This window comes from Roseomonas sp. TF40, assembly GCF_057219975.1.
The window spans coordinates 635,309-650,215 of the sequence record NZ_JBXVVR010000003.1 but is presented as its reverse complement, the minus strand read 5'-3'; the positions used below and the strand labels follow the sequence as shown (position 1 = coordinate 650,215).

Below are 14,907 nucleotides of genomic sequence, written 5' to 3'. Positions count from 1 at the left end.
GTCAGAACACCTTCGCCTTCACGCGGAACAGCCAGCGCCCGAGCACCCACAGCGCGGTGGAGGCGATGATGGTGAGCGCCACATAGATGACCGCGACGACGGAGAAGATCTCGACCGAGCGGAAGGAGATGGCGTTGGCGTTGAGCGCGCGGCCGGTGAGTTCCTCCACCCCGAAGATCGCCGCCATGGAGGTGCCGAGCGTCATGATGATGTAGTGGTTGGACAGCGCCGGATAGAGCGCGCGCACCACATGCGGCGCGATCACGTACCAGACCGTCTGCGCGCGCGAGAAACCCAGCGTCTCCGCCGCATCCAGTTCGGCGCGCGGCACGCTCGCGAAGCCCGCGCGCTCGATCTCGGTGAGGTAGGCGCCGGCATTGAGCGTCATGCCGATCAGCACCGCGGCGACGGGCGAGAGGATGATCCCCATCTCCGGCAGCGCGAAGAACAGGAAGAAGATCTGCACGAGTTGCGGCGTGTAGGTGAAGAACCGCACATAGGCGGTCACCAGCGCACGCAGCGGCCAGGGGCCGAAGGTCAGCACCGCCGCCCCCACCAGCCCGATGCCAAGCCCGCCCGCGAAGGCAACGCCTGCGATCCACAGAGCCGTCAGGGCGCCGAGCAGGAAGTCGGGCAGGTATTGCCATACCTGCCCGTATTGCAGTGTCACGCGGACAAATCAGAACATGGGATTGAAGGGGATCGGCGTCGTCATCGGCACGCCGAAATACTTCTGCCAGGTCGTGTTCACGAAGCCCGAGCGATGCAGTTCGAACAGGATCACGTTCAGCACGTCCTTCAGCGCCGTGTTGCCCTTCTGCACGCCGATGCCGACCCAGAAGCTGGCCAGCACCTCGTCCAGGATCTTCCACTGGACGGGGAAGTTGCGCATCGGGATGACCACGCTCTCGGCCACGTCGACCATCGCGTCCGCGCGGCCCTGCGCCAGGGCGCGGAAGCAGTCGGGATAGTTGTCGAGCAGCGTCACCTGCGCCTGCGCCGCATTGGCCTGGATCCAGGGGATGCCCACCGTGCCGCGCACCTGCACCAGGCGCACCGCGCGGTTGTTGAGGTCGGCCGGCGTGTTGATCGGCACGGCCGTGCCGCTGGCCTTGGTCAGCACCACCATCGACTGCGTGTGCAGCGGCACGGTGTAGTCGATGACCAGCGCGCGCTCGACGGTGCGGGTGATGGAGCCCAACACGATGTCGATGCGGTCCGACTGCAGGAAGGGGATGCGGTCCGGCGAGCCGACCTGCACGATCTCGAGCTCGACATTCATGCGGCGCGCGATCTCACGCGCGATGTCGGCGTCGAAGCCGTCGATCTGGTTGCGCTCGTTGAACAGGCCCATCGGCGGCAGCGTCGGGTTGATGCCGGCGCGGATGCGCCGCGCGGACAGGATCTGCTCCAGCGAGCGCGCCTCGGCGGCGCGCGGCAGCAGCGGCAGGGTGGCGGCGCCGGCGGCAAGGCCGAGCAGGCGGCGGCGATCGAAGGCGGCGGTCATGCGGAATCCCCTCAATGATGGCGTGCTGGCGCCAAATCCCCTGAGCGCGATCTCATGCGCGGATCGCCTGGGCGTGAGGCTAGGACGCGCGCGCCAGCCCCGGCAAGCCACTCATCGCAGCGCGCGGCCGGCCAGCATCGCCAGGGCGCCCGCCAGCAGCAGCGGCAGCGCCGCGAAGCCCCAGCCGAGCCCCGCCAGCGCGCCGATCAAGGGCGGGGCGAGCAGTTGCGCGAGGTTGTTGCCCTGGATCACCAGCCCGACCGCTGGCGCCGCCAGCGCAGGTCGCGGCACGGCGCGCGGCAGCGCCGCGAAGCAGGCGGCGGGCAGCACGCCGCCGATGCCGCAGGCGAGCAGCGCCGCGCCGATCACGAGCCCGGGCATCGGCAGCAGGAAGACGCCCGCCCCCATCAGCGCCATCGCCAGCGCCCCGGCCTGGATCAGCGCCGCCGGCGACATGCCGCGCCGCATCAGCGCCCCGCCGGCGAGGTTGCCTCCGGCATTGCCGATGGCGGCGATGGCCGCCGCGATCCCGGCCTCGCCCGTGCCCGCGCCCAGCGCCTCGAGCCGCGCCGGCAGGAAGGCGGCGATGCCGACATAGATGACGTTGTAGGTGCCGAAGGCGAGGGCGAGCCGCAACGGCCGCCGCGCCGCCACCAGGGCGCGCAGCTGTGCGGCGATGGGCTCGCGCTGCACCATGCGCGGCGGATCGGCGGGCGCCAGGGCGCCGCAGAGCAAGCCCGCCGCGCCCAGCAGCGCCGCCAGGGCCAGCCAGGCGCTGCGCCAGCCCCAGGCCTCGACCAGCGGGGCCGAGAGCAGGCCGAGGGCCACGCCTGCCGGCATGTAGGTGCCCCAGAGAGCCATGGCGAAGGCACGGTCCCGCCCGCCGGCCGTGGCGGCGATGATGCCCGGCGCCGAGACGGTCAGCAGCAGGAAGCCCGCGCCCTCGACGATGCGCGCCGCCAGCAGCGGCAGGACGGAGGGTGCCAGCGCGGCCCCGAAGGCGGCCAGCGCCCCGATGGCGATGCCGAGCAGCAGCGCGCGCCGCGCCCCGATCCGCGCCGCGGCCAGGCCCAGCGCCAGCCCGCCCGCCGCCGCCATCAGCGCGAAGAGCCCCACCAGCCAGGACGCCCCCGCGAGGCCGAGGCCGAACTCGGCGCCAATCGTGGTCATCGCCGCCGGCACCTTGCCGATCTGCGCCGCCCCGGCGATGCCGGCCAGCACGACCGCCAGGATGGGCGCCCAGCGCGTCGGCGCCCGATCCGGGGGCGCCTCGCTCATCTCAGCCCTTGCGCTCGATCAGCTCCACGCGGACGGCGTCCGGCGCCTCGACGAAGGCGATGCGCACGCCCGGGCGCGCCTGGGTGGGGCCGGAGACCAGCCGCACGCCCTTGGCCGCGAGGTCCGCCAGCGCGGCATCCAGGTCATCGACGGCGAGGCCGATATGCTCGATGCCGAGGAAGGGCGGGGGCGGCGGCGCGGCGGTGGTCGCCGGCACCTCCTCGATGAAGAGGGCGACGCCTGCAAGCTCGGTGACGACGCGCAGCGCCGTCCCCGCCTGCACGCGGGCCTTGATCGTGGCGCCGAAACACCGGACGTAGAAGGCGGCGGTCGCCTCGGGGTCGGGGGTGCGGAGGTGGATATGGTCGAATCGATAAGGGCTCATGGCCCGAGTTTTGCCGATTGCGGCGCCGCGCGCCATGGCGCTGGCCATTTCATGCGTGATGATTTACTTTATTCATCATGAGTCACACTGAACTCGCCCCGCCCCGCCGCGGCAGCGCCACGCCCGAGGAAACCCGCCGCCGCATCGAGGATGTGGCCGAGGCCCTGTTCCGCCGCATCGGCTACCAGAAGACCGCAGTCGCGGACATCGCGCGCGAACTCGGCATGTCGCCGGCCAATGTCTACCGCTTCTACGCCTCCAAATCCGCGATCAATGAGGCCATCGCCACGCGCATGCTCTCCGGCGTGGCGGAGGAACTCTGGGGCATCGCGCGGCAGGAGGCCCCGGCCGAGGCGCGGCTCGCCCTGCTGCTGCGCACGCTGCACCAGCGCCATCTCGGGCTTTTCTTCACCGAGCGTCGCCTGCACGACATGGTGGGCGCGGCCATGGCCGAGCATTGGGCCTGCATCGAGCGCTTCATCACCGCGGTCCAGGGCGCGATCCGGCACGTCATCATGGATGGCATCGCCGCCGGCCATTTCCACCGCGGCGATCCCGAGGTGCTGGCCCGCAGCGTGAAGCAGGCCTGCCTGGCCTTCATGCATCCGGTGCTGATCGCCGAATGCATCGGCCGCAACACCACCGAGGCACAGCTGGCCGCCGAGCTGGAGGAGGTGATCGCGCTGATCCTCCGGGGGCTCCGGAACTGATAAATACGAACTGACGATTGTTGACTTTCGTCAGTTGATGGATTTAGCTGAGGACCTCGATCGCGAGGTCCCCATGCGCCCTGCCCTTCCCCTCCTGCTCCTCCTCCCCCTCGGCGCCTGCCTGCCCGAGCCGCCCGCGGCCGAGATCGCCCCCGCCCCGCCCCGCGCCGTCCAGGTGGCCGAGATCCAGCTCGCCACAGCCGATCGCCACAGCGCCCATACCGGCATCGTCCGCGCCCGGCGCGAGGTCGATGTCGGCTTCCGCACCGGCGGGCGAATCGCCACGCGCCTCGTCGAGATCGGCCAGAGCGTCGAGCCGGGCCAGCCCCTCGCCACGCTCGACCCCGCCGACCTTGCCCTGGCGCTGCGCGCCGCCGAGGCCGACCTCGCCGGCGCCGAGGCCACGGCCCGCCAGGCCGCGAACGACGCCGCGCGCTCGCGCGCCCTGCTTGCTGCCGGCCATGTCGCCGCCGCCTTCGACGACCAGCGCCAGGCCGCGGCGCGGGCGAGCGCGGAGCGTGTGGCGGCGGCCCAGGCGGCGCTGGAACTCGCCCGCAACCGCCTCTCCTACGCCACGCTGCGCGCCCCTTCCGCCGGCGTCGTCACTGCCCTGCTCGCCGAGGCCGGGCAGGTGGTGCCGGAGGGCCAGGCCGTACTGCGCCTGGCCGATCCGGCGGAGCGCGAATTGCTGGTCCGCGTGCCCGAATCCGCCCTGCCGGAGTTGCGCGACGCGCAGGCGGAGATCCGCTTCTGGGCGCGCCCGGAGGTCACGCTACGCGCGAGCCTGCGGGAGCTCGCCCCCCAGGCCGATGCGGCGCTGCGCACCTATGCCGCGCGCTTCACCATCGAGGACGCGCCCGACTGGGTCTCTCTCGGCATGACGGGCACGGTGCGCCTCGCCCGCCCGGCCGAACCCATGGCCACGCTGCCGCTGTCCGCCCTGCATGACCGCGGCCAGGGGCCGATGGTCTGGCGCGTGCTGCCGGAAGGCCGGATCGAAGCCGTGCCGGTGCGCGTGCACGCACTCGGCGAGACCCGCGTGCAGCTCAGCGGCGCGCTCGAACCCGGCCAGCGCGTGGTCGCGCTCGGCGCGCAGCTGCTCGATCCCGGCAGCCGCGTGCGCGTGGTGCAGGAACACCTCGCCGCGGCGCTGCGCTGAGGAGGCCCGGCGATGACCCGCTTCAACCTCTCCGCCTGGGGGGTGCGCAACGGCGCGCTGACGCTCTTCGCCATCCTGCTGCTCGGCCTGCTCGGCACCGGCGCCTATCTGCGGCTCGGGCGGGCGGAGGATCCTTCCTTCACGCTCAAGGTGATGGTCGTCACCACCGCCTGGCCGGGTGCGACGGCGGCCGAGATGCAGGCGCAGGTGGCGGATCGCATCGAGAGCCGGCTGCAGGACCTGCCCTATCTCGATCGCGTGGAGACCTTCACCCGGCCCGGCATCGCCACCACCACCATCCTGCTGCGCGACACCACGCCGCCGCGCGACGTGCAGACGCTCTGGTACCAGGTGCGCAAGAAGGTGGGCGACATCGCGCACACGCTGCCCGCCGGCGTGCGCGGTCCCTTCTTCAACGACGAATACTCGGATGTCTATTCCGCCGTGCTGGCGCTGACCGGCGCCGACAATGCGGAACTCGTCCGCCAGGCGGAGCAGCTGCGCCTGCGCCTGCTGCGCCTGCCCGGCGTGGAGAAGGTCTCGATCCAGGGCGAGATCGAGCAGCGGATCCATGTGGAAGTCAGCCATGCGCGCCTCGCCACGCTGGGTATCGGTGCGCCCGCGATCCTCGAGGCGCTGGCGCGGCACAATCCGGTGGCGCCGGCGGGCGTGGTGGAGACCGGCAGCACGCGCGTGCATCTGCGCCTCGGCGGCGGGCTCGACGGGCTGGCGAGCATCCGCGCCGTGCCGGTCAGCACCGCCGATGGCCGCACGCTGCGCCTCGGCGAGATCGCCACCGTCACGCGCGGCCTTGCGGACCCGCCGAGCGCGGCGGTGCTGCATGAAGGCGCGCCCGCCGTGCTGATCAGCGTGGCCAAGCAGCGCGGCTTCAACGTGCTGGCGCTGGGCGACAGCCTGCGCAGCGAACTCATCGCCATCCGCGCCGACCTGCCGGCGGGGCTGAACCTCGCGCCGATCTCCGACCAGCCCGCGATCGTGGCGGAGTCGGTCGGTGAGTTCCTGCAGAAATTCGCGGTGGCGCTCGGCGTGGTGCTGCTGGTCTCCTTCCTCTCGCTCGGGCTGCGCGCTGGCGTGATCGTGGCGCTCTCGGTGCCGCTGACGCTGGCCTGCGTCTTCCTCGCGATGCTCGCCTGGGGGATGGAGCTGGAGCGCATCAGCCTGGGCGCGCTGATCCTCGCCCTGGGCCTGCTGGTGGATGACGCCATCATCGCGATCGAGGCGATGGTGGTGAAGCTGGAGGAAGGCTGGGACCGGGCCCGCGCGGCGGCCTTCGCCTGGGGCAGCACGGCGGGGCCGATGCTCTCGGGCACGCTGGTGACGGTGGCGGGCTTCATCCCGGTGGGCTTCGCGGCCTCGACCTCGGGCGAATATGCGGGCGGGATCTTCTGGGTGGTCGGCGCGGCGCTGATCGTGAGCTGGTTCGTCGCCGTCTGGTTCACGCCCTGGCTTGGCGTGAAGCTGCTCGCCACACCCCGGCGCGTGGTGCATCACGACGCCGCCTATGCCACGCGCGGCTACCGGGTGCTGCGGCGCCTGGTCGCCTGGTGCGTGGACCGGCGCTGGATCGTGCTGGCGCTGACGCTGCTGGTGCTCGGCGCGGGCTTCGCGGGCATGGGGATGACGAAGAAGCAGTTCTTCCCCACCTCGTCGCGGCTCGAGCTGCTGGTGGATGTGAATCTCCGCCAGGGGGCGGGCTTCGCCGCCACCCAGGCGGCGGTGATGCGCATCGCTGACGCCATCAAGGCGGATGAGGATGCGGCGACCTACACCGCCTATGTCGGCGCCGGCGCGCCGCGCTTCTTCCTGGCGCTGAACCCCGACCTGCCCAATGAGAGCTTCGGCAAGCTGGTGGTGCAGGCGCGCGACGTGCCGGCGCGTGAGCGGCTGCGCGAGAAGCTGATGGACTTCGCCGCGAGCGGCGCGGTGCCCGAGGCGCGCATCCGCATCTCGCGCCTGGATTTCGGCCCGCCGGTCGGCTTCCCGGTGCAGTTCCGCCTCGTCGGCGGCACGCCCGAGCAGCTGCGCGCCCAGGCCGAGCGTGTGATGGCCGCGCTGCGCGAGACCCCCGGCACGCGCGACGTGCAGCTCGCCTGGGGTGAGCGCGCGCCCGGCCTGCGCCTGGCCCTGGATGAGGAGCGCATCGCCCAGCTCGGCCTTTCGCCCCAGGCGGTCGCGCAATCCGTGCAGGCGCTGCTCTCGGGTGTCAGCGCCACACAATTGCGTGAGGGCGAGCGCCTGGTCGATGTGGTGCTGCGCGCCCCGGCGGCGGAGCGCCTCGGCCTGACCAGCCTGCCGGACCTGACGCTGATCACCGCCGCCGGCCCCGTGCCGCTGGCCCAGCTCGCGCGGCTCGAGCCGGTGATGGAGGAGCCGATCCTGTGGCGGCGCAACCGCGAGGCCTTCCTGACCGTGCGCGCCGAGGTGCAGCCCGGCCTGCAGGCGCCCGACGTGACCGCCGCCGCACTGCCGCGCATCGCCGCACTCCGCGCCGATCTGCCCGTCGCCATGCGGATCGAGACCGGCGGGGCCACCGAGGAATCGGGCAAGGCCAATGCCAGCCTCTTCGCACTCTTCCCCGTGATGATCGCGGTGATGCTGCTGATCCTGATGGTGCAGCTGCGCCATTTCGGCCGCGTCGGGCTGGTGGTGGCGACCGCGCCGCTCGGCATCCCTGGCGCGGCCTTGGCGCTGCTCGTCATGGACCAGCCCTTCGGCTTCGTCGCCCTGCTCGGCGTCATCGCCCTGGCGGGGATGGTGATGCGCAACACGCTGATCCTGGTGGATCAGGTGCGCCAGGACACGGAGGCGGGCATGGAGCTGCGCGAGGCGATCATCGAGAGCAGCGTGCGCCGCGCGCGGCCCGTGCTGCTGACCGCGCTGGCCGCGGTGCTCGCCTTCGTGCCGCTGACGCTCTCGGTCTTCTGGGGGCCGATGGCGGTGGCGATGATCGGCGGGCTGACGCTTGGCACCGTCGCGACGCTGCTGGTCGTGCCGGCGCTGCATGGGCTGGCGCTGCGCCGCCGGAACGCCGCCGCCGCCGCCCTGCCGCTGCCCGCAAGCTTTGTCGCGACGCCCGTTGCGGCGAAGTAGAAGCGCCCGGAATTCCGCGCTATTCTCGGGCCTTCTCCATGGACGAGGCGCGATGGGCGACACGCGGCACTTGCTGCTTGTGGGCGGCGGGCATGCACAGGTCGAGGTGCTGCGCCAGCTTTCGCTGGAGCGCCTGCCAGGCTGGCATGTGACGCTGCTGACGCGCGAGGTGCTCTCGCCCTATTCGGGCATGTTGCCGGGCGTGATCGCCGGGACCTACCGCACCGAACAGGCGATGATCGACATGCGCGACCTGGCCGAGCGGGCCGGGGCGACGCTGCTGCTGGACGCCGCCACGGGGCTGGACCTGGCCGGGAAGCGCCTGCGCCGAGCCGGCGGGCCGCCGATCCCCTTCGACCTGCTCTCGATCGACACCGGCGCCCGCCCGGACACGGCGAGCGTGAAGGGCGCCGCGCGCCACGCCCTGCCGCTCAAGCCCATCGATGCGCTGCTGCCCCGGCTGGAGCGCCTGCTGCTTGACGCCCAGCAGAGGCAGGATCTGCGCATCGCCGTCGTCGGCGCCGGCGCAGCCGGGATGGAAGTGGCCTGCGCGCTGCGCCAGCGCCTGCCACAGGCGCAGGTCACGCTCGTCGCAGGGCATGCAGGCCTGCTGCCGGACCAGCCCGAGGCGCTTCGCATGCGCGCCACGCGGGCACTGACGGCGCGGCGCATCACGCTTGAACCCGGCGCCCCTGTGCAGGAGGTGACGGCCGAGGCGCTGCTCTTCGCGCATCGCGCGCCCCTGCCGGTGGATGCCGTGCTCTGGGCCACCGGTGCCGCCGCACCACCCTGGCTGGCCGAGACAGGGCTGGCGCGCGATCCCTGCGGCTTCCTGCGCATCGATGAGCAACTGCGCGCGCTCGGCCATGCCAACATCTTCGCCGCCGGCGATGTGGCGAGCCTCGCGGAGACCTCGCTGCCCAAGGCGGGCGTCTTCGCCGTGCGCCAGGGCCCCGTGCTGGCGGCCAATCTGCGCGCCACGGCGCTCGGCCGGCCACTCACGACCTATCGCGCGCAGCATCACTTCCTGGTTCTGATCGCGCTGGGCGACGGCAGCGCGCTGGGCACGCGCAACGGGATCGTGGCGGAGGGCCGCTGGGTCTGGCGGCTGAAGGACTTCATCGACCGGCGCTTCATGCGCCGCTACCAGCAGGCCTGATCAGGCGTGATGGCAGGCGACAAGGCCGCCATCCTCGCGCGGCGTCAGCTGCGGCCGCTCGGCGCGGCAGCGATCGCTCGCCAGGGGGCAGCGCGGATGGAAGGCACAGCCACTCGGCGGTGAAAGCGGCGAGGGCAATTCGCCGGCGATGGGGCGGAAATCCGCCTCGCCTTCCGCCTCCAGCCGCAGCTTGGGCACGCTCGCCAGCAGGCCCTGCGTATAGGGGTGGCGCGGCGCGGCATAGACCCGCGCGGCCGGGCCGGATTCGACGATGCGGCCCAGATACATGATGGCGACGCGATCCGAGACATGCCGCACCACCGAAAGATCGTGCGAGATGAACACGCAGGTCAGGCCCAGTTCACGCCGCAGGTCGAGGAACAGGTTGAGGATCTGCGCCTGGATCGAGACATCGAGCGAGGCCACGGGCTCATCGCAGACCAATACCTCGGGCTGCATGGCAAGCGCGCGCGCGATCGCCACGCGCTGGCGCTGGCCGCCCGAGAACTGGTGCGGGTAGCGGCTGGCGAAGGCCGGGTCGAGGCCCACACGCGCGAGCCAGCCGGCAACCATGGCAGGCAGTTCGGCCCGCGTCGTCAGCCCATGCGTCAGCGGGCCCTCGGCGATGGAATCGCCGATCCGCATGCGGGGGTTGAGCGAGGCGAAGGGGTCCTGGAACACGGTCTGGATGCGCGTGGTGACCTTGCGATGCCCGCGCATCGGCGCGGCGCCCGAGACCAGCACGCGCCCGGCGGTGGGTGGCAGGATGCCCGCCAGCATGCGCCCGAGCGTGGATTTGCCGCAGCCGCTCTCCCCCACCAGGCCCAGCGTCTCGCCCGGCATGACGCTGAGCGACACGTCGGAGACCGCCTGCACCGCACGCCGCTCCACCGCGGCGCCAAGCCCGGCGGCGATGCGATCGCCCAGCGACAGCGCCGGATCGAAGCGCTTGGTGACGCCCTCGGCGAGCAGGATCGGGCTCATGCGGCGCCATCCAGCGGGTGGTGGCAGCGCAGCACGCGGCCATGGCTCTCGATGGTCGGCGGATCGGTCGCGCAGCGCGCATCGGCATGGGCGCAGCGCGGCGCGAAGGGGCAGCCCGGCGGCAGCGCCAGCAGGCTCGGCGTGGTGCCGGGGATCTGGTTCAGCTTCTCGCCGGGCTTCGCCGTGGCCGGCAGGCTGTCGAGCAGCCCGCGCGTATAGGGGTGGCGCGGCGTGCGCAGCGTGGCGGCCACGGGGCCGCTTTCCACGATGCGCCCGGCATACATCACCATCACCCGATCCGCGAGCGAGGAGACGGTGGCAAGGTCATGGCTGATCCAGATCAGCGCCGTGCCCGTCTCCCGCGCCAGGGCGCGCATCTCGGCCAGGATCTGCGCCTGGATCGAGACATCGAGCGCGGTGGTGGGTTCATCCGCGATGATCAGCGCGGGGCTGTGCAGCAGCGCGGTGGCGATGGCGACGCGCTGGCGCATGCCGCCGGAGAATTCGTGCGGATAGGCGCCAAGCCGCGCCGCGGCCTCGGGGATGCCGACACGGGTGAGAAGTTCCACGGCCCGCGCGCGGGAGGCGGCCTCGCTGACCTTGTCATGGGCGCGCAGGGCGAGGCTCATCTGCGCGCCGATGGTCAGCACGGGGTTGAGCGTCGCCGCAGGGTCCTGGAACACCATGGCGATGCGCTTGCCGCGCAGCCGCCGCATCTCCTCCGCGGGCAGGCCGACCAACTCGCGCCCCTCGAAGCGCACCGAACCGCCAATGATGCGCCCGGGCGGATCCACGAGGCCGATCAGCGAGAAGCCGGTGACCGACTTGCCCGAGCCACTCTCCCCCACCAGGCCCAGGATCTCGCCCCGGTCGAGGGTGAAGGAGACGCCCTCCACCGCCTTCAGCACGCCGGCGCGGGTGAAGAAATGCGTTTGCAGGTCTCGGACTTCTAACAAACCTGGGCTCATCGGGGAGTCATCCGGCCGCAACGCGGACGGCGCGCGCAGCGGTCCCGCTTCGCCGGTGCGCCAGTGCGTCGGCGCGCAGCCAAGCGGCCGGAGGCCGCGCCCGGCGATTGAGGGCTCATTTTCTAAGCCTCGGGTTGAACTGGTCGCGCACCTGGTCGCCGACGATGTTGATGGCGACGATCAGCAGGATCAGCGCGATGCCGGGATAGACCGAGATCCAGGTGCGCCCGCTCATCATGTACTGGAAGCCATTGGCGATGAGCATGCCCAGCGAAGGCTCGGTCGGCGGCAGGCCGAGGCCGAGGAAGGAGAGCGTCGCCTCCAGCGAGATCGCGTTCGCCACCTGCACCGTGCCGACCACGATCAGCGGCGGCAGGCAATTGGGCAGGATGTGGCGCAGCACCACGCGCCAGCCGGGCAGCGGCGTGGCGGAGGCGGCCTCGACATAATCCTTCTGCCGCTCGGCCGTGGCGGCGCCATAGGCGGTGCGGGCGAAATAGGCGTATTGCGCGGCGACGAGGGCGATCACCAGCTGCGCCTTGCCCTGCCCCAGCACCGCCACCAGCACCAGCGCGAGCAGGATGGCGGGGAAGGAGAGCTGCAGGTCCACGATGCGCATGATCGTGTTCTCGACCCAGCCGCGCGCATAGGCGGCAAGGATGCCCAGCCCCGCGCCGATCGTCATCGCGACCGCACCGGCGGCAAGGCCCATCTGCAGGGAGATGCGCAGCCCGTAGAGGATGGCGGAGAACAGGTCCCGCCCCTGCGCATCCGTCCCGAGCCAATGCGTGTAGCCGCCCGTGCCGACGAAGCCCGGCGGGCGGCGCGCATCCATCAGGTCGAGCCCCGCGAGGTCATAGGGATCCTGCGGGGCGACCAGCGGCGCGAGGATCGCCGCCAGCACGGTCAGCACCACCACGCCCAGCGCCAGCACCGCGATGCGGTTCTCGCGAAAATCCCGCCAGAAGGCCGTCATGCCCGCGCCCCGCGCCGCAGACGCGGATCGAGCAGCGCGTAGGAGAGATCGACGACGAGGTTGATCGTGACGAAGAGGAAGGCGACCAGAACCAGATAGGCCACCATCACCGGGCGATCGAGCGCGGTGATGGAATCGATGATCAGCTTGCCCACGCCGGGCCAGGAGAAGATCGTCTCCGTCACCACGGCGAAGGCGAGCGTCGAGCCGAATTCGAGGCCGAAGACCGTCACCAGCGGAATCGCGATCAGGCGCAGCACGTGGCGGCGCAGGATGGTGATCTCGGAAAGCCCCGCCGCGCGCGCGAACTTCACCGTATCCGTCAGCATGATCTCACGCGTGCCCGCACGGGCGAGGCGGATCATCATGGCGAGCTTGAAGAGCGAGAGGTTCAAGGCGGGCAACAGCAGGAAGCTCAACCCCTCCAGCGTCAGGAAGGACCAGCCCACGCCGAGGACCTCCACCGTCGGCCCGCGCTGGCCGGCCGGCAGCCAGTCGAGATTCACCGCGAAGGTCAGGATCAGGATCAGCCCGACCCAGAAGGTGGGCACCGAGAAGCCCAGCACGGAGACCGCCATGATGGCGCGCGAGAGCCGCCCCTCCGGCCGATAGCCGGCATAGATGCCCAGCGGAATGCCGATGAGCGCGCCGACGAGAACCGAGACCAGGGCCAGTTCCAGCGTCGCCGGCAGGCGCGCCAGCACCAGGTCGATCACCGGGATGTTGAAGACGAAGGAACGCCCGAAATCGCCGCTCAGCAGCCGGCCGAGGAACGCCAGGTATTGCTGCCAGAGCGGCAGGTCGAGCCCGAGTGATCGGATGGCGGCGGCGCGGATGTCCTGTGTCGCATCGGGGGAGATCAGCACGTCGATCGGATTGCCGATGGCGTATACGCCCGCGAAGACCAGCGCCGACATCGCCAGCATCACGAGCACGGATTGCAGCAGGCGCTGGATGACGTAGCCGAGCATGCAATTGCTCTATCGGGTAGTGGACAGGCGGCGCAAGACCTTCCTAGCATGATCGCGACCGCAAGCCGCTTTGGGGAAGAAAAGATCATGCGCCGAGAGCTACGCCACCTTGCCCTGGCCACCGTCGCCGCCTCCGCGCTGCTCGCGGGCAACGCCCGCGCGCAGACGCTGACCATGGGGGTGATCGCGGGACCCGAGAGCATCGACCCGCACTTCACCGCCACCGGCACCCATTCCGAGGCGCTGAAGCACATCTTCGACACGCTGACCCATTCCGGCGACCAGCTGCAGATCCAGCCCGGGCTCGCGGAATCCTGGCGCGTGCTGAACCCCACCACCTGGGAGTTCAAGCTGCGCGCCGGCGTGAAGTTCCACGACGGCAGCGACATGACGGCCGAGGATGTCGCCGCCTCGATCCGACGGATGCAGACGCTCTCCGGCCCCAACCCCACGCGCATCTATGTCGCGCGCGTGCAGGAGGTGCGGATCGTCGATCCGCTGACGCTGCACATCATCACCAACGGCCCGGCGCCGACGCTGCCCAACGACTTCATCCGCCTCTTCGTCACCTCGGCGCGCGCCACCGCCGGGCTGACGCCGGAGAACAGCAACGAGGCCTTCAATTCCGGCCGCGCGGCCATCGGCACCGGCCCCTATCGGTTCAACAGCTGGACCCCGCGCGAGCAGCTGACGGTGGACCGCAACGACGCCTGGTGGGGCCCGCGCCAGCACTGGGCGCGGCATGTGCGGCGTGAGATCGCGAACCCCGCCTCGCGCGTCGCCCAGCTGCGCACCGGGCAGGTGGACATGATCGTGCGCGTGCCGGCCGCCGATGTCGCGACACTCGAGCGTGACCGCACGCTGAGCGTGCTGAAGGGCGAGACGGTCTATGTCTTCAACTTCGCCTTCGACCAGCGCGAGGTGACGCCTCAGGTGACGGCCAAGGATGGCTCGCGCCTTGCCGCCAACCCCTATCGCGACCCGCGGGTGCGCGAGGCCATCGACCTCGCCATCGATCGCCGCGCCTTGGCCGAGATCGCAATGGAAGGCCTCGGCACGCCCCAGAGCCAGATGGTGACGCCCGGCATCTTCGGCTACAACCCCGCGCTCACCATCCCGCGCGTAGACTTGGTGCGCGCGCGGGCATTGCTGACCGAGGCCGGCTATCCGAACGGCTTCCGCATGGTGCTGAACTTCACCAACAACCGCCTGCCCGGCGACAATGGCGTGGGCACCGCGATGGCGCAGATGCTCGCGCGTATCGGCATCGAGGTTCAGGCCGCGGGCCAGCCCGCCGCCGTGATCTTCCCCGCCCGCGCGCGCGGCGAATTGTCCAACATCATGGCCGGCTGGGGCACGCTGACGGGCGAGGCGAACTACTACTACGCGGCCAATGCGCACACGAACAACCCGGCGCTGCGCCTGGGCGCCTTCAACTGGACCGGCTACTCCAACCCCGAGATGGACCGCCTGATCCAGGCCGCGAATGTCGAGCTGGACGACAAGAAGCGCGAGGAGACGCTGCAGCAGATCGGCGCGCTGTTCAACCGCGACCGCGTGGCCCTGCCGCTGGCCGCCGTGGGCTCCGCCTGGGCCATGCGGCGCGACCGCGTGGTGCTGCGCGTCGGCCGCGCGGATGAGGAGACCTATGCGATGGATGTCTCGCCCGCGTCCCGGTGATCGGCGCATCGCAGATGCG

13 protein-coding genes are annotated in these 14,907 nt (G+C 71.3%); 5 read left to right on the top strand and 8 right to left on the bottom strand.

Features of this window, described 5'->3' with window-relative positions:
• Position 1 precedes the first annotated feature (1 nt).
• The 4 genes from AC2D9U_RS12960 to AC2D9U_RS12945 form a co-directional block, all read right to left on the bottom strand.
• Positions 2–670, bottom strand: a complete 669-nt coding sequence (locus AC2D9U_RS12960; protein ID WP_484749555.1) for an amino acid ABC transporter permease — start codon at positions 668–670, stop codon at positions 2–4.
• Positions 671–679: 9 nt separating this feature from the next.
• Positions 680–1,507 (bottom strand): transporter substrate-binding domain-containing protein, encoded by an 828-nt coding sequence (locus AC2D9U_RS12955; RefSeq protein ID WP_484749551.1) that lies wholly within the window; start codon positions 1,505–1,507, stop codon positions 680–682.
• Between the two features lie 111 nt (positions 1,508–1,618).
• The gene (locus AC2D9U_RS12950) at positions 1,619–2,785 is read right to left on the bottom strand and encodes an MFS transporter (RefSeq protein ID WP_484749549.1); all 1,167 of its coding nucleotides are present in this window, start codon (positions 2,783–2,785) and stop codon (positions 1,619–1,621) included.
• 1 nt (position 2,786) lies between these two features.
• The gene (locus AC2D9U_RS12945) at positions 2,787–3,170 is read right to left on the bottom strand and encodes a VOC family protein (protein ID WP_484749545.1); all 384 of its coding nucleotides are present in this window, start codon (positions 3,168–3,170) and stop codon (positions 2,787–2,789) included.
• A 77-nt stretch (positions 3,171–3,247) separates the two neighbouring features.
• Between AC2D9U_RS12945 and AC2D9U_RS12940 the strand changes: the two genes are divergently transcribed.
• The 4 genes from AC2D9U_RS12940 to AC2D9U_RS12925 are packed head-to-tail and all read left to right on the top strand — an operon-like array spanning position 3,248 to position 9,309.
• Positions 3,248–3,880 (top strand): TetR/AcrR family transcriptional regulator, encoded by a 633-nt coding sequence (locus tag AC2D9U_RS12940; protein WP_484749541.1) that lies wholly within the window; start codon positions 3,248–3,250, stop codon positions 3,878–3,880.
• 37 nt (positions 3,881–3,917) lie between these two features.
• Positions 3,918–5,039 carry an efflux RND transporter periplasmic adaptor subunit gene (locus AC2D9U_RS12935; protein WP_484749539.1) on the top strand — a complete coding sequence of 374 codons (1,122 nt, stop codon included), beginning with the start codon at positions 3,918–3,920 and terminating at the stop codon, positions 5,037–5,039.
• Between the two features lie 12 nt (positions 5,040–5,051).
• Positions 5,052–8,150 (top strand): efflux RND transporter permease subunit, encoded by a 3,099-nt coding sequence (locus AC2D9U_RS12930; RefSeq protein ID WP_484749537.1) that lies wholly within the window; start codon positions 5,052–5,054, stop codon positions 8,148–8,150.
• A gap of 52 nt (positions 8,151–8,202) precedes the next feature.
• Positions 8,203–9,309, top strand: coding sequence for an FAD-dependent oxidoreductase (locus AC2D9U_RS12925; RefSeq protein WP_484749535.1), 1,107 nt, complete (start codon positions 8,203–8,205; stop codon positions 9,307–9,309).
• Here the strand turns inward: AC2D9U_RS12925 and AC2D9U_RS12920 are convergent, their stop codons facing one another.
• The 4 genes from AC2D9U_RS12920 to AC2D9U_RS12905 all read right to left on the bottom strand — a co-directional run bounded on the left by AC2D9U_RS12920 (position 9,310) and on the right by AC2D9U_RS12905 (position 13,208).
• Complete coding sequence (locus AC2D9U_RS12920) at positions 9,310–10,293, bottom strand: ABC transporter ATP-binding protein (protein ID WP_484749532.1); 984 nt, start codon at positions 10,291–10,293, stop codon at positions 9,310–9,312.
• Positions 10,290–11,261 carry an ABC transporter ATP-binding protein gene (locus AC2D9U_RS12915; RefSeq protein ID WP_484749530.1) on the bottom strand — a complete coding sequence of 324 codons (972 nt, stop codon included), beginning with the start codon at positions 11,259–11,261 and terminating at the stop codon, positions 10,290–10,292. Before AC2D9U_RS12915 ends, AC2D9U_RS12920 begins: the two co-directional genes overlap by 4 nt.
• A gap of 115 nt (positions 11,262–11,376) precedes the next feature.
• Positions 11,377–12,237 (bottom strand): ABC transporter permease, encoded by an 861-nt coding sequence (locus AC2D9U_RS12910; RefSeq protein ID WP_484749527.1) that lies wholly within the window; start codon positions 12,235–12,237, stop codon positions 11,377–11,379.
• Positions 12,234–13,208: an ABC transporter permease gene (locus AC2D9U_RS12905; RefSeq protein ID WP_484749524.1), complete on the bottom strand. Its 975-nt coding sequence runs from the start codon at positions 13,206–13,208 to the stop codon at positions 12,234–12,236. The genes AC2D9U_RS12910 and AC2D9U_RS12905 overlap by 4 nt, the downstream gene beginning before the upstream one ends.
• A gap of 87 nt (positions 13,209–13,295) precedes the next feature.
• Here AC2D9U_RS12905 and AC2D9U_RS12900 point away from each other — a divergent pair, with 87 nt between their 5' ends.
• On the top strand, positions 13,296–14,888 hold the full coding sequence (locus AC2D9U_RS12900) for an ABC transporter substrate-binding protein (protein ID WP_484749522.1): 1,593 nt from the start codon (positions 13,296–13,298) through the stop codon (positions 14,886–14,888).
• Positions 14,889–14,907 lie beyond the last annotated feature (19 nt).

Bases quoted from the DNA above. Each gene is read 5' to 3' on its own strand.
- AC2D9U_RS12955 (WP_484749551.1), bottom strand. From the start codon at position 1,507: ATGACCGCCGCCTTCGATCGCCGCCGCCTGCTCGGCCTTGCCGCCGGC.
- AC2D9U_RS12950 (WP_484749549.1), bottom strand. From the start codon at position 2,785: ATGAGCGAGGCGCCCCCGGATCGGGCGCCGACGCGCTGGGCGCCCATC.
- AC2D9U_RS12945 (WP_484749545.1), bottom strand. From the start codon at position 3,170: ATGAGCCCTTATCGATTCGACCATATCCACCTCCGCACCCCCGACCCC.
- AC2D9U_RS12940 (WP_484749541.1), top strand. From the start codon at position 3,248: ATGAGTCACACTGAACTCGCCCCGCCCCGCCGCGGCAGCGCCACGCCC.
- AC2D9U_RS12935 (WP_484749539.1), top strand. From the start codon at position 3,918: ATGGATTTAGCTGAGGACCTCGATCGCGAGGTCCCCATGCGCCCTGCC.
- AC2D9U_RS12930 (WP_484749537.1), top strand. From the start codon at position 5,052: ATGACCCGCTTCAACCTCTCCGCCTGGGGGGTGCGCAACGGCGCGCTG.
- AC2D9U_RS12925 (WP_484749535.1), top strand. From the start codon at position 8,203: ATGGGCGACACGCGGCACTTGCTGCTTGTGGGCGGCGGGCATGCACAG.
- AC2D9U_RS12920 (WP_484749532.1), bottom strand. From the start codon at position 10,293: ATGAGCCCGATCCTGCTCGCCGAGGGCGTCACCAAGCGCTTCGATCCG.
- AC2D9U_RS12915 (WP_484749530.1), bottom strand. From the start codon at position 11,261: ATGAGCCCAGGTTTGTTAGAAGTCCGAGACCTGCAAACGCATTTCTTC.
- AC2D9U_RS12910 (WP_484749527.1), bottom strand. From the start codon at position 12,237: ATGACGGCCTTCTGGCGGGATTTTCGCGAGAACCGCATCGCGGTGCTG.
- AC2D9U_RS12905 (WP_484749524.1), bottom strand. From the start codon at position 13,208: ATGCTCGGCTACGTCATCCAGCGCCTGCTGCAATCCGTGCTCGTGATG.
- AC2D9U_RS12900 (WP_484749522.1), top strand. From the start codon at position 13,296: ATGCGCCGAGAGCTACGCCACCTTGCCCTGGCCACCGTCGCCGCCTCC.